This window comes from Kamptonema formosum PCC 10802 (assembly GCF_000332335.1).
In the GTDB taxonomy this organism is placed as follows: Bacteria; Cyanobacteriota; Cyanobacteriia; order Cyanobacteriales; family Oscillatoriaceae; genus Oscillatoria.
In genome coordinates this window covers 1,703,710-1,718,471 of record NZ_KB235948.1, presented here as the reverse complement: position 1 = coordinate 1,718,471, position 14,762 = coordinate 1,703,710, and the positions used below count along the sequence as shown (strand labels likewise).

Below are 14,762 nucleotides of genomic sequence, written 5' to 3'. Positions count from 1 at the left end.
CAATGCCCCCGTGCCCGCCCCTACGGAGTTTCTCCGTAGCACACTAATTTGAGAAACGCTATATCCCGTATAGTAGAGATGCCGGTGCGACTGATTGCACAAAATTCGCCGGCACAGTGGTATGCTCCCCTTCTGATTTACCTGTCACCGCTCTTTGAAAACAGCTGTTTGTACTGGGAGATTTGTTTTATGTTTCGTCGCTGGATAGCAGCCGGTGTCACACTATTATTGAGTTTGGTTTTGGTGGCTTGTGCCACTGCTACCACCCCGCCAGCTAGCACGGCTCAAAAGGTAGCCTCTAGGGTTGTCAGTCTCACTTCGCTCACTTCTGATATTGTCGCCAATCTGGATAAAACCAAACTGGCTGGTGTTGGCGGCAGCCGGTTGCTGGATAAGGATGCCCGATTTAAAGACATTCCGCGAGTCAGTCAGGGGCAGACGCCACCCAGTTTGGAACAAATCGTGGCTCTCAAACCTGATTTGGTGGTGGTTAATGAAGAGTTTCACGCTCAGCTCCTGCCCAAATTGAAAGATTTGAAGATTGCCACGCTTTCGACTAATATTAAAAAGTGGGATGACCTGGCGTCAATTACCGAAAGCGTGGCTCGCTCTATCGGTGCTGACCCCGCCCCACTGCTGGCGCGATATCAATCCTTTTTGGGAAAACCGGCAGTCGAATCCCCACCCACACTGGTGCTGGTGAGCCGGCAGCCAATTTTGGCACCGAATAAAAACAGTTGGGCGGGGGATTTGCTGGAAAAATTTGGGGCCAAAAATCTCGTGGCGGACTTGCAGGGGAAAAGCCCTGTGGGCGGGTACGTGACGCTCTCGCCAGAAAAAGTCTTGGAAGCCAATCCAGAGGTGCTTTTGGTTGTGGATATGGGGCAGGGGATTTTGGAGGAGTTCAAGTCGGAGCCTTTCTGGAGTAAGCTGAAAGCCACTCAAAATAACCGGGTGTATGTTTTTGACTACTTCGGATTGGTGAATCCGGGCAGTATTGACAAGATTGAAGAAGCCTGCAAGCAGCTCGGACAGGTATTTCGTAAAGTGTAGAACGCGCAAAGCCTCTATCCCTCGTTCCCAGGCTCTGCCTGGGAACGAGGTCCTGGAGGCTCTGCCTCCTTTGGGTAGATAGGAAGATTAAAAGCCTAAAAGCTTGTTAAATAAACCTGGTTTTTAGGAAAGCTGGTTTCTTTAATAAACTTAGGTTTTAGATTTTAAAAGGGGAATCAGGGGAAAGGGAGGCAGAGCCTCCCTTTGTGCATTCCCAGGCTCCGCCTGGGAACGAGGGGACAAAGGGGAATCAGGGGAAAGGGAGGCAGAGCCTCCCTTTGTGCATTCCTAGGCGGAGCCTGGGAACGAGGGGACAAGTGTTAGCAAATCGGCTACTGCTGACAGCCTCTGGCGCTCCACTTTATCTCCTTGACAGAAGCTCGCAGATGTGCTAAGGACGCCCAGCGCCCTATGCCCGATGCCCTATGTCCAATGGGCAGTTATTTGGAGTGCCCCTTGCGCTGCGCCGAGCCGGTGCCTTATACTGCAAGTAAGCACTTGCATGACAAACATGGATCGTACCGAGCAAAAAACCCAACAAACCCGGACTCGGCTGCTGAAAGCAGCGGCGGAAGTTTTTGCCCGAGCGGGGGTAGCGGGGGCGACAACCAGGGAAATTGCCCGTGTTGCCGGCGTGAATGAAGTGACGCTATTTCGGCATTTCCACAGCAAAGACGAGCTGCTGGGTGCAGTTGTCGCGCAGGCTACAGCTTTGCAAGTAGAAGCCCTGGCTCACCAAGACGAGTGGACTCAGAACTTAACTGAGGATCTCAGGCACTACGCATCGCTGTACAACAGCATGCTGGAAGAACATGAAGCCCTAATCCGGACATTCATTGGAGAAGCGAAGCGCCACCCGGAAGCGGCGAACCGGATTATCGCCGAGGCAGTTTTACCGCTGCGAGAAAAGCTGGTGACTTACCTGCGCAAAGCTCAAAAGCGGGGTGACGTCCGCGAGGATATCGACTTGAAACCGGCAGTGGATCTGTTTACCGGCATGCTGCTCGCCGGCATGCTGCGCCGCAATGCAACCCCAACCTCACTAGGCTACAGTCGCGAGAGCTACATCGAGACTTGCGTCGGTGTTTTCGTGCGCGGGATTAGCACTTTGCCAGCCAAAATTACAAGTACAGACAATAAAAATGAAGACCAACACAGCGGTTGAATCTAGAGTCAAATCTGATGACTTAGCGCCGTCACCCGCTAGCCAGCCGGCTCTGCGGAAGGAAGGTGAGAGCGAATACCGGCCTGAAATTCAGCCAGAGGGAGACGAATCTAAGCCAGACGGGGAAACAGCCGGTGAAGCCAAAACAAAACCGTCTTTCTTCAACCGGCACCGGTGGCTGCTGGCGGTTGTGGGAGCGAGCGGTCTGGCTTTTGGAGCTGTTTCCGGATGGCGGTGGTGGCAATTTCAACACACACACGTTTCCACGGACAACGCGCAAATTGAAGGGCACATCTCTCCGGTCGCGCCAAAAATATCAGCGACCGTTAAACAGGTGCTGGTCAAGGATGGCGCTCTCGTCAAAGCTGGGCAGACTCTAGTTATTTTGCAGGACGAAGACCTGCAGCTAAAAATCCAGCAAATGGAAGCGAATCTAAACTCAGCAAAGGCTCAGTTAAAGAGTTCTGCTGACACCGTATCGCTCACCGCCAATACAAACACGACTCAAATTCAGCAAGCTGAGTCGAATTTAGAAGCGCAAGAAGCTGCGGTTGTTGCAGCTGAAACCAACGTCAAGCAAGCGCAATCCGAAAGGAAGGGAGCTGACGCTCAGTTGCAGCAAGCGGAATTGGGCGTGAGTGCGGCAAAATCGCAAGTGGAGGGGGCAGTCGCAGCCGTCGAGGCTCAGCAAGCTAGAATCCGGCAAGCCGAATCAGGCGTGAGCGCCGCCCGCGCTAAGGTTGCCCAAGCTGAGACAGAAGTCACCAGAACTCAAACTGATTTGCAGCGCTATGAATTCCTGTTCGGGCAGGGGGCGATTCCTGCTCAGCAGCAAGACACCGCACGAGCGGCTTTTAATACTGCTCAAGCCAATTTGACGGTGGCGAATGAAGGAGTCGGGCAGGCAGAAGCTCAAGTGAATGACGCGCGAGCGCAACTGCAGCAAGCGCAAGCTCAGGTTAAGAGCGCTCAGTCTCAATTGCAACAAGCGCAAGCTCAGGTTGAGAGTGCCAGATCGCGACTCCAGCAAGCCGAAGCTCAGATCGATAATGCCCGAGCTCAAGTGCAAAAGTCAGTGGCACAAGCCGATGCCTCTCGCTCGCAGGTTGCTGAAACGAAAGCTTCTACTCAAAAAGTGACTGTGCAGCAGGATCAAACCGAGAGCGCTCAAGCTCAGGTGAAACAAGCCGAAGCCGCTTTGGCTCTAGCTCGCCAGCAGTTGGAATATACCGCTATCAAGGCACCCGTTACCGGCTATGTCGGGCAGCTGACGGGGGAAGTCGGCCAGAAAGTTCAGCCCGGACAGCCACTTTTGGCAGTCGTTCCCCTGGAGACGGAAACAATTTATGTGCGAGCGAATTTTAAGGAAACGGAGTTAAAAGATTTGCGCGTGGGAGAAGCGGCAGAAGTGCGAGTGGATGCCTATCCGGGCGAAGTTTTCCGAGCCAAAGTTGAGGGGCTCAGTCCGGCGACAGGGGCTCAATTTGCGCTGCTGCCTCCCGACAATGCCACGGGGAATTTCAATAAAGTGGTGCAGTGGCTGCCGGTGCGGTTAAGCTTTTTGCCGGATGCCGATCCGCAGCACAAACTCCGAGCCGGTTTGAGCGTCACCGTCACGGTGAGTACCGCTGCTGTTGAGAACCGCCAGCAGATGGCTGCCGAGCCGTAGGATTTTAAGCAAGCCGGCCAAAATGAACCGAAAATTAATCCCCCGCATCAAGAAAGAACAAGAAACCGGGTTTCTTCAAGAAACCCGGTTTCTGATAGCCTCCAGCAGTAACTATTTCCGCATATTTTTCAATGATTAAAATTTTAAATGTCTCTAATACTGAGAGCAGTAAACGAGTGGCTCCTGCAAAAAAGATGGTTTCAAGTGTTAGTAAGTCTGGGTATGTCACCGGCCCTCTAAAGTGGGCAATCGCTTTGACAGCTGCCTTGGGAGCAATTCTGGAAGTCATCGACACCAGCATCGTCAACGTAGCGCTGACTGACATGCAAGCGAGTCTGGGCGCAACCGTGAGTGAAATTGGCTGGGTTGTGACTGGCTATGGAATCGCCAACGTTATCATGATTCCGTTGACGGCTTGGCTGGGAGATTATTTCGGGAAGAAAAGGTACTTTATCTTTTCTTTAGTGGGCTTCACTATTGCTTCGGTGATGTGCGGGCTGTCATTTAACCTGCCGGCGCTGATTTTTTCGCGCATCCTGCAAGGTTTGTGCGGGGGGGGGTTGCTTGCCAAAGGCCAAGCCATTCTTTTCGAGACGTTTCCACCCCACGAGCAAGGTGTGGCGCAGGCTGTGTTTGGCGTTGGCGTGATTGCCGGCCCTGCAATTGGCCCAACCTTGGGGGGATACCTCACCGATACGATGGGTTGGCCTTGGATTTTTTACATCAATCTTCCCTTTGGAATATTGGCAACCGTGATGGCTTGGCTATTTTTGCCCCCAAATAAAATCAAGGACAGCCAGCACAGCACAGCGGTCGATTGGTGGGGAATTGGGCTGTTAGCGGTTGCAGTTGGCAGCTTGCAAACATTCTTAGAAGAAGGAGAAAAAGAAAGCTGGTTTGAATCTCGTTACATCACGGCTTTGGCGGTGGTTAGCGCTCTCACACTCGGGCTGTTTATCTGGCGCGAACTCAGCACAAAACATCCTGCGGTTGACTTGCGGGTGCTGCGTCACCGCTCTCTCGTGGCTGGAAGCATTTACTCTGGAATTCTCGGTATGGGGCTTTACGGAGCGCTCTTTGCCGTGCCGATTTTCGCCCAAAGCGTGCTTCACTTTACCGCGACTCAAACCGGCTGGTTACTCGCTCCCGGTGCCTTAACCTCAGCAATTGCAATGGTGCTGTTGGGCAAGATATCGACTAAAGTTGACGCCCGACTTTTGATTGGTTGCGGTGCGGTGGGGAATGCCTTTGTTATGTTTCAGCTGGCAAATATCAATCCCCAGACAGGGACGGACGAGCTATTTTTCCCCCTGCTCGAACGCGGTGGGGTTACAGTGCTGATGTTTCTCCCGTTGAGTTTGGCAACTTTGGGATCGCTTCCCAAGCAAGATATCTCGGCGGGGTCTGGTTTTTACAACCTGACTCGCCAATTAGGGGGCAGTATCGGCATTGCGGCACTCACCACCTTGCTCGCTCAGCGGGAGGCTTTTCACCGAGCGGTGCTGCTCGCTCATATCACTCCTTACGATATCGCAACGAATCAGCGTCTCGACTTACTAACTGGGGCATTCCAGAGTCGGGGAATGGATGCTGTCACGGCGCACCAGCAAGCGCTTGCCTTAATGAGCCAGACCGTCAGCATACAAGCCGCAGTTCTGTCTTTCGCAGACATTTTTCGGGTGGTAGGAGTTGCCTTCCTCTGTTCGATGCCTCTGCTGGTATTTTTGGGGAAAGGTCGTGCGGGAGCCAAAGCGCCACCGGCTCACTAATACCAATTTTGGATTTTCCCTCGTTTTTCCCTCGTTCCCAGCCTCTGGCTGGGAACGCCCTCTGGAGGCTCTGCCTCCTTTCAAGGGAAAAGCAGGTTAAAAGCCTAACAGCTTACGAATTCGGCATATTTAAGGGGGTGTCACCGGCAGCTCTGCCCAGCTCAGTTCGCAATATATCCTGCTGCTGAGAGTTTTGCAGCAGAATCCCGACGTGATTGTTAAATATCTCCATATACCGGAGATCCTTTTCATTAAAGCTAGCTTTGAAGCAGTCCGGGGCTGCCGGCCATTCAGCTCGGTTATATTCAGGAAAATTTCCCGGTTTGCGCTTGTTGAGCAATTGTGTCACGCCGAGAAGCTCCTGGCCATCAAAACTCAACACCGGCATGCACAGCAAACTGCAGGTGCGATAGCCGGTTTCCCGGTCGGTTTTTTTGGCATTCTCAGCACCTTCGCACTCGTACAAGTCAAACGGAATCATCACCGGCTGGCGGGTTTGGGCGACAGTGCCGGCGAAGCCAACCCCAATCTCACACCGCAATTCCCCCAAACCGGGGAGTTCCGTCCACAAGTCCCCCCGCTCGCGATCGAGCAGCCAAAGGGTGCTGCGGTCGGCATTCGTAAGTGTTTTTGCCTCCTCCATCACCCGCTGCAGTATTTCTTTTGGATTCCCGCTGCTCTGGCTGACTGAATTGAGCGCTGAAAAAAGCGCTTCTGTCGCTCGCTGTCCCTGAATGGTTCGGATTTCTTTATGAAAAGATTGGAACCCTTCCAAAATTGGTATAATTGAGTCAGCGCGGCTCGCCAGCCGCTCCTCGTCCGCACAGGTAAATCCCTGAGGGTCAATTTTTTCGGAAAGGGGCGCACCGGCACTCCGGGGGGATTTTAATTTGTTGAGCGCCTCCACAACAGCCACGACATCCCCTTGCTGGTTTGCCAGGGTAAAGAGTAAAATATTGTGAGTAGAGTAGCTGCAACATTGACCGGCAGTGGCTTGCAGGAGGGAGGGATTATTTTTCCAGCCGCCTGCCGTTACAGCGAGCGCCTTTACAGATTTTGACGCGACAATTTCAGCAGGAAGCCCTCGATTAGCGGCAAGGGAAATTTCTGTGGGGGCGCTCCCTTCTTCCTCCGCAATCAGCGACCAAAGTTCGTCTCCCTTCGCATCCAGCAGGAAAATGGCTGTGCGGTCAGCTTCTAGTATTTTACCGACAGAGGAAGTCAGGAAATTCAGCATATTGAAAAGCGCGGTGTAGAGCGTTTCATCACTCCGGTCGCCTGCTGCATTAATCAGCATAGCAAGGGTGTTGCGGACAGCTTCCTTGGGCTGGATTTCCGCAAGCCGCTTCAGGTCTTCGTGAGTTTTTGCGTACTGGAGGATAACTCCCACGCGCTCATTGAAAACCTGCATGGATTGCCGGTCGTTTTCGTCAAAGCTAGCCTTGAATTGTTCGGGCGCTTTGGGCCAGTCAGCCGGTTTGTAGGTGGGGAAAACTCCCGGTTTTCGTTTGTTGAGCAATTGCGTCACGCCGAGCAACTCGCGCTCGGGATTGAACACCGGCATGCACAGCAAGCTGCAAGTGCGGTAGCCGGTTTTCCGGTCTGTTCCTTTGGCGGTTTCAGAGAAGGGATGGTCGTACAAGTCAAAGGGAATAATCTCGGGTTCGCCGGTTTCAGCCACTTTGCCGACAAAGCCGACATTCCTGGGAACGCGCTTTTCGATCAAGGTGCCGTCCGCCATCGGGATTTTTGTCCACAGATCGCCCCGCTCTTCGTCTAGCAGCCAAAGCGTGCTGCGATCGGCGCTCATCAGTTTCTTAGCCGCATCCATCACCCGCTGGAGGATTTCTTTGGTATCTAAACTGCTCTTGTCAAGAGAGCGGGTAGCTTCTGCCAGCGCCGCCGTCGCCCGAAGTTTTTTGGTAGCTTTGTAAGAGGACTGGCAGATTTCCAGAATCCGCCGAATCGGAGGGACAAATTGAGCCAATCGCTCTTCGTCTTCTTTTGTAAAGCCCTTCCTGTCAATTCTCTGCGACAGTTTCCCCTGCGAACTGTCGGGCTGTTTCAACTTATTGAGTAACTGGACGACAGCAACCACCTCGCCGATTTCCGTCAAGAAGGGAAAAGCCAGCATATTATAGGTGCGGTAGTCATATTTTTTATCGAAGTCTTTAACCAGACAAGACCGGGGATCTTGGTAAACCTTGGCAGTAATATTAATAGTTTTCTTACTGGCGGCGACTTGACCGGCAATACCCTCCCCGACTCGCAGCTGAATATCTAGGAATTCATCGCCTTGATTCTCCGCAACAAGCGACCACAGCTCAGTTTTGTCTTCATTCAGCAAAAAGATAGTGGCGCGATCCGCACCGAGTAAATCTCCCACCTGCAAGGTGATATCCCGCACCACCTCATAGAGAGCTTGGTCGGAAATTTTCCCTTCAGCCACATTGGCGAGCTGCGACACTAAAAGTTTGGTTTCTAATTCAGCTAGCGTTTGGAGAAACTCGGCGTCGCGGGGGTGGGGATCGGGCTGGATCGCAGCCAGCACCTTTTGTACCCACTCCGAGTTAAATACGGACTGGTAAATCCGATTGCCAACCCGCAATTCGCCCTGGTACTTGACTGCTAATCCTGACAGCCGCAGTTCCATCTGTTCTGGACTGTCATCCGCTGGGACAGCTCCCTGTCCGGCGATTTGCTGGTACAGCTTCAAGAGCTGAACGCGGCGCTGCTCGCTGCGGAGAAGCCGGTCGCGAATGGTTCTCAAATGCTCTGGCTCATCTTGGCTCTCCCAATTTTCAATGACGCGAGTTCGCACCAATTTTTCCACCCATTCCGCCTCACTGCCGGCAGGGGGCGACTCCTCCGAATCGACAATCAGTTTGCACAGCTTTTGCGTGAGGAAAGGCTGCCCGCCTGTCCAGAACAGCACGGCTTGCAGCAATTTTTTGTGTTTGGGAGATTTGTCTTTTAGCCCCTCAGCTATCGGTTCAGATTTATTTAATTGAAAGCCGGCTAGTTCAATTGCTTGTCCAAAATTGAAGGGGGGGCTGTGGTCTTTGTCTCTAATCAAATCCGAGGGGGAGGCTACTCCTAATATAGCAAAAGTCAGGCGGTTGTATTCTGGCTGGTCTGCGCGATTGCTGTGGCAAGCCCGAACCAGACCGAAAAAATCGCTGACTGAGAAAGGCAATCTGAGGACGCTATCAATTTCATCCAAAAAAATGACAATCGCTTTGTCCAACATGGAGGGCTCTCTCAGGAGGACATCTTTGAGAAAGATGCCCAATCGCTTGAGGGGGGAGAGGGTTTTGTACTTGCGCCACCAGGCGTCAAAACCGCCTATCGTGTCCAGGAGGTTAAAACTGTCGGCTAAGGTGTAAGTTAGGCTGCCATAAAATTCGTTTCTGGTGATGTCGGGGCTGATGATTTCTGTCAGGTCAATGGCGGCGCAGACCGCACCGGCTTGCTGAAGCCGGCCTATTGTCTGCACGAGCAAACTCGACTTGCCCATTTGCCGGGAGTTGAGGACGTAACAAAATGTGCCGGCGTTCAAGTAGTTATAGAGGTCGTCATCCGCCTGACGCCACACATAGGTGGGGGCGTCCGCCGGCAGGCAACCTCCAACTTTATATTCGTAATGTGAATGAGTCATGGTTCCATTTCTACATTTGTAAGGTAAATGGAGGCTCTGCCTCCAGAGGGTCATTCCCAGGCGGAGCCTGGGAACGAGGTACGAGGTAAATTTTTATCTAATTATACCGGCTCACTTAACCGCCGGCAAATCCCCGAATGGCCTCAAAGTAGGGGGACTTCCCTTGCTTGGAGATGCCGGCGATCATTAGGGTGTTGTGATTGCCGCGAGGAATCAGCACAAGCTGTTTTTTTTGTGCGGCGGATCTGCGGTAGAGTTCTTGCGCCTGGGCGGGGGGGATCAGGGCGTCTTCTTTCCCGTGTATAATTAGAGTGGGGATTGAGATTCGGCTGATTTTGATACTGTTGGCAAAAGCGTCGCGCTTTTCATCAAATTCCCCCACCGGCATGCCGAGGCAATCTAAAAGTGTCTTTGTTTCGGCAAAGCCACTCTCGACGATTAGTCCCGCCAGTTTGTCTGAAGCGTGCGCAGCCACTTCAATTGCTGGGGCGCTTCCGATACTTCTCCCCATAACATAAAGCTCCTTAGGTGCCAGCCGGCAGGAGTGGAAGATGCGGTCAGCTGCTAAGAATACTTTTAGCGCATCGCACAGAAGATTGCTAGCTGCCGGCGTGCCGTCGCTCGCGCCATAGCCACGGTAATCGATCGCCAGAAAGGTGATGCCCATCTGGATATAAAAATCGGCAAAGGCATCATAGTCAGCGGCAATTTCTGCATGGCCGTGAAAGAAGAGAATCGCCGGCGAATTGGGAAGAGCTGGGTACAGCCATCCCCTGAGAAAAACTGCCGGTTCTACTTCCACGGCAACCGGGCGGGTTTTTGGGTCTAAGGGGTCGAAACTGTCATCCCGTTTGGGATGGAACAGCACTCGCAAAACTTCAGGCTGGTCGAGAAAGCGATGAGTCATATGGTTTTGATGGGAGATTTTTATTGCACCCTGTTCGAGAGGAGTTATTAATATAATGAACCGCCAAGACACCTTAGACGCGCTAGCGGCTTGCCCGTTGGGTAGGACGCCAAGAGAGGGGGAGGAATTATTTTTTTGGGGTGGGTGGGGTGACGTTACAGGGAAAGTGGGGAAGGGTTTAGGCGCTCGCTGCCAAGCAAGCGCTGGCGGAAATACTGCCGGTACAGGTCGTAAGCGACTGTGACCTGATTGCCTTGCAAGCGCACCAGTCCCATACTGTTTAATTTGTAAGCGATTGCCGGCATGAGCTGCACTGGAGAGTCTGTTTCAAGAACTTGTTGAAAGGCTGAGGCTAGTTCCGGATGCTGTTCTAAATGCCGCAGGTGCTGTCGCAGGTGGTTTGCATAAATTCCAGTTTCGGTGGGAGCTTCTCTGAGGAGTTCCTCTAGAGTGACCTCTTGGCGAGCAATTTTATAGAGAGACAGCCGGACAAGGTGGGGGTGTCCGCCAACCATTGCCATCAGTTGCTCGACCTGAGTGCCGGTCAAATCTAAGCCGTGCCGGTGGGCTAAGTCGCGCACCTGCGCTGAGTTAAACTCCGACAGCTCCACCGGCAGCCCGACATTAAATGGGGACTGGTCGTTACTGAGGGGGATATAGACTTCTGTGCCGTGTACGATCACCAGCCGGAAGTTTTTCCAGATATCGCTTTGCTTGGCTTTTTCATGCCAAGCCCGCAGCAACCCGAAAAAGTCATCGGCTATTTTTTCATGGGGGAAAATCCGGTCAACTTCATCCAGACCTAAAGCGAGGGGAGTGTCAATTGCCGGCAGCAGGTACTTTTCAAAGTAATTCGTGGAGTTCTTTTTACTGCCCAAAAACTTGCTCCACCGGCTATCTAGTTGAATGGGCAGCTCCAGGTCGTCGGTTACGATAGCGCAGAACCACTGCAGGAATTTATCGAGATTGGTGAAAATTTCGCTATCAGCTAGCTCGAAGTTCAAAGCCACTGAGCGACAGCCCAGCCGTTCTGCTTCGCGCAGCAGTCGGGTCATTAGAGAAGTTTTGCCCATTCGCTTGGGGGCTTTGATGCGAATCAGGCTCCCCGGTTTGCTAATTTCTTCAAAGGCGCGGGTTTCAATGGGAGGGCGCTCGATATAGAATTTCGACGCCAGCTCCAGCTGCCCACCCGGCAGTTCCAGCCCCTCTGGGGGGAGATCGGGGGAGTTCTGTGCCCGAGGAGTTTGTGGGCTGGCGCTCTTCGCCGCTCCCGCCTCCCCCCCATCCCCAAAGCGGACCCCGAGCCCCCCCCGCTCCCGAGCCCCCCAGCTCCCTGAAGGGCTAGGCTCAAGCCGCAATCCCTCCAGCACCAGCCGCACGGTCTTTATACTCACCCTTTTCCCCGTCACCTGTGACAGCAGCTTCCACAACTTGGGGGCGATTTCCCGCTGCACGGTGCTGCCGGTGTAGCCGGTGACTTGAATATCTTTAAGCCTCTGACCGGCGAGAGCCTGCCGCAGGATCGCCTTCTGGGCGTCATCGAGCACCTCGCCAGTCTTTTTGCCAATCCAATTGTCTGCCAGTTCTACCAGTTTTAAGACCTCTGCATCAGCCATTGAGCACCCTGGGTTCAATGTTTGCCTTTCCAGCATAACATGACTTTTCTGAATTTTCTGATTTTTTTGAGGGTTACGGGCTGCCCCTCGCCGCAAGAGTCTTGATTTTTCTGAGTTAAACTCCTGAATAATTTGGGTTTGAATTCCCGGATAGCTCCTATACTGAAAATTGTAAGACGCCGACAAGGAATTGCAGGTTTTACGGGCAGCCGGCACTCGTCTGGCAAGCTGCCTTCAGTTCTATCTCAGCAGTCAATCAGGGTTGGAGGAGTAATTATGGTTCACGCACCGGCAGCATTAGCGACAAGACAGGCGAGCTTTTCTGAATTTCTGGCCCCGCTGACCAAAAATAACTTTAAAAAAGCGATGTCAGGAGTGGAAGGCAAACTCAGCGCTGTCCATCAAACTCTATCAATGCTGAGTTTGGACAGCTCTAATTTTGAGGCGCTCCTCAATGAGATGCTGAGCGCCATTACTTGGAAAACTGGAGATATTCTGGGGGCAGACCGGACGACTATCTATATCCGGGATGAGGAGCAAAATGAACTCTGGTCAATTCTGGCCAAAGATGATGGCAAGGGGTCGCTAGAGATTCGCATGCCGGTGACTCAAGGGATTGCCGGTGAAGTGGCAACGACTAAGAAAGTCGTGAATATTCCCTTCGATTTTTATGACGACCACCGCTCTGAAGCTGCTAAGGCGTCCGACAAGAAAACGGGATACCGCACCTATACGATGCTGACGCTCCCCCTGCTGAATGAAGAGGGCGAGTTGGTGGCTGTTGTCCAGCTGCTCAACAAGTTAAAAGGCAATCCCATTCGGGGAAAATACTTGAGTGAAAGGATTGACACGCAGGGTTTCACGCAAGAAGATGAAGCGCTGTTTGAGGAATTTTCCCCTTTAATTCGGCTGATTCTGGAAAGCTCGCGCTCCTTTTATGTAGCGATGCAGAGACAGCGTGCGGCTGAGGCGCTTTTAGAAGCAACTCGCTCGCTGGCGTCGAGCAGCTTGGATTTGGAGTCAACCCTGAAGCGGGTGATGGATTCTGCCAAGAAACTGATGAGTGCTGACCGCAGTACGCTGTGGCTGCTAGATGAGCACACCAAGGAGCTGTGGGCGAAAATTCCGCAGCCAGATGGGTCTTTAAGGGAACTGCGAGTGCCGGTGGGAAAAGGCTATGTGGGTAAAACGGCTCAAACCGGCAAGCCTCTGAATATTCTCTTTGACCTGTATGATGATGCGGATTCGGAAGTTTCTAGAGAAGTTGATCAGAAAAATGGGTATCGCACCTGCAGCTTGCTGTGCATGCCAATTTTTAATGCCGAAAGGGAGTTGATTGGCGTGACTCAACTGGTCAACAAGCGGAAACAGGGGGAGTTTCCTACCTACAAGCCTGATGATTGGCCCCACGCTCCTGAGTGCTGGAAGGCGAGTTTTAATCGCAGCGACCGAGAATTTATGGAGGCGTTCAACATCCAAGCCGGTGTGGCTATCCAAAATGCCAAGCTGTTTGAAAAGGTCAAGCAGCAGTACGAGACGATTCAGCACCAGTACGCGCAAATTCAGCAACAGGAACAGCTGCAGCGAGATATTCTCCGCAGCCTGAGCAATGGGGTGCTGTCTGCGGATGCAGCCGGTCGAATTACCGCCGCTAATCTCAGTGCCAAGCGCTTGTTAGGTTTGAGCGAGGGAGACTGTTTGGAAGGTCAGTCTATCTTGGATGTGATTCGGCTCAAGGGGGGTGATTTCCCGACTTGGGTCCAAGCGGCTCTGGCGGGTTGCGATGAGAAATCGCGCCAGCAATACTATCCCGACCAAACTTTGGTGCCGGGTTCGGGGTGCGAGTCTCACAGCGTCCACCTGTCGATTAATTCGATTGCCGGTGCGAGCGGCGCTCAGAATGTGGGCGGCGTTCTGGTGGTGATGGATGACATCAGCGATGAGAAACGGATTAAGAATACCATGTATCGCTACATGACTCAGGAGCTGGCGGAACAGCTGATCCAAAGTGGTGATGCGGCTAAGTTGGGAGGCGATCGCAAGGAAGTTTCGATTTTGTTCTCCGATATTCGGGGCTACACTAAATTAGTAGAAAGCATGCAAGCTGAAGAAGTGGTGAGCATGCTCAATGAATACTTCTCGGCGATGGTGGAGCCAATTTTTAAGTATAAAGGCACCCTTGACAAATACATTGGGGATGCTATTATGGGAGTGTTTGGCTCGCCGGTGCCCCTGGAAGATCATCCCTGGAAAGCGGTGCAAACCGCCCTGGAAATGCGAGCTTCTCTGGCAGAGTTCAACGCTCGCCGGCTCGCAGACCAAAAGCTGCCCATCCGCATTGGCATTGGCATCCATTCTGGGGCAGCCATCAGTGGCAATATCGGTCACGCCCGGCGGATGGAGTTCACCGTTATTGGGGATGACGTGAATCTGGCGTCTCGCCTGGAAGGAACGACGAAACTGTACGGCTGCGACATCGCAATCAGCGGCAGCACTTATCAGTGCTGCGGCGATATGCTCTGGGTGCGAGAGCTGGATATCGTTCGGGTGAAGGGAAAAAATCAGCCGGTTTCTATCTATGAATTGGTGGGGTTGCGCACCGCTCCAATTTCCGAAACCAAGCAGCGACTGATTGAGCTTTATGAGCAAGGGCGCAAGTATTATCTCAATCGCCAGTTGGAGCCGGCTTTAGAGAAGTTTGAGGAAGTTCTCAGTATCGACAGCCACGATTACGCCGCGCTTTTGCACCGGCAGCGCTGTCAAAACTGGATTCGCACCCCCCTCCCCGAAGGCTGGGACGGGATCGAAACCCTCACGGAAAAATAGGAATTTCCCGGTTATATAGCGCTCTAAATCATTCGTGTAAATTTCAGAAACCCGGTTTCTTTAAGAAACCGGGTTTCTTATGCAGGGCGCGCGCGCTCT

The 14,762-nt window shown here is 52.7% G+C and carries 8 protein-coding genes; 5 read left to right on the top strand and 3 right to left on the bottom strand.

Annotated elements, in window-relative coordinates:
* The first annotated feature begins 48 nt into the window (after nucleotides 1–48).
* From OSC10802_RS0107355 to OSC10802_RS0107335, 4 genes are all read left to right on the top strand, one after another.
* Nucleotides 49–1,053 carry an ABC transporter substrate-binding protein gene (locus OSC10802_RS0107355; RefSeq protein ID WP_232731639.1) on the top strand — a complete coding sequence of 335 codons (1,005 nt, stop codon included), beginning with the start codon at nucleotides 49–51 and terminating at the stop codon, nucleotides 1,051–1,053.
* A 502-nt stretch (nucleotides 1,054–1,555) separates the two neighbouring features.
* On the top strand, nucleotides 1,556–2,218 hold the full coding sequence (locus OSC10802_RS0107350; RefSeq protein ID WP_232731638.1) for a TetR/AcrR family transcriptional regulator: 663 nt from the start codon (nucleotides 1,556–1,558) through the stop codon (nucleotides 2,216–2,218).
* Nucleotides 2,196–3,887 (top strand): HlyD family secretion protein, encoded by a 1,692-nt coding sequence (locus OSC10802_RS0107345; protein ID WP_017716142.1) that lies wholly within the window; start codon nucleotides 2,196–2,198, stop codon nucleotides 3,885–3,887. Before OSC10802_RS0107350 ends, OSC10802_RS0107345 begins: the two co-directional genes overlap by 23 nt.
* A 194-nt stretch (nucleotides 3,888–4,081) precedes the next feature.
* A complete protein-coding gene (locus tag OSC10802_RS0107335) occupies nucleotides 4,082–5,656 on the top strand; it encodes a DHA2 family efflux MFS transporter permease subunit (RefSeq protein WP_044170609.1) in 1,575 nt (524 codons plus the stop codon).
* Nucleotides 5,657–5,768: 112 nt separating this feature from the next.
* On the opposite strand, the gene OSC10802_RS39070 is transcribed toward OSC10802_RS0107335, so the two are convergent.
* The 3 genes from OSC10802_RS39070 to OSC10802_RS39065 form a co-directional block, all read right to left on the bottom strand.
* Nucleotides 5,769–9,314, bottom strand: a complete 3,546-nt coding sequence (locus OSC10802_RS39070) for a GAF domain-containing protein (RefSeq protein WP_017716139.1) — start codon at nucleotides 9,312–9,314, stop codon at nucleotides 5,769–5,771.
* Nucleotides 9,315–9,429: 115 nt separating this feature from the next.
* Nucleotides 9,430–10,221, bottom strand: coding sequence for an alpha/beta hydrolase (locus tag OSC10802_RS0107325; protein ID WP_017716138.1), 792 nt, complete (start codon nucleotides 10,219–10,221; stop codon nucleotides 9,430–9,432).
* 155 nt (nucleotides 10,222–10,376) lie between these two features.
* The gene (locus OSC10802_RS39065; RefSeq protein ID WP_044170003.1) at nucleotides 10,377–11,837 is read right to left on the bottom strand and encodes an AAA-like domain-containing protein; all 1,461 of its coding nucleotides are present in this window, start codon (nucleotides 11,835–11,837) and stop codon (nucleotides 10,377–10,379) included.
* A gap of 276 nt (nucleotides 11,838–12,113) precedes the next feature.
* On the opposite strand from OSC10802_RS39065, the gene OSC10802_RS0107315 reads away from it, so the two are divergent.
* Nucleotides 12,114–14,663, top strand: coding sequence for a GAF domain-containing protein (locus tag OSC10802_RS0107315; protein ID WP_017716136.1), 2,550 nt, complete (start codon nucleotides 12,114–12,116; stop codon nucleotides 14,661–14,663).
* The last annotated feature ends 99 nt before the right edge of the window (nucleotides 14,664–14,762 follow it).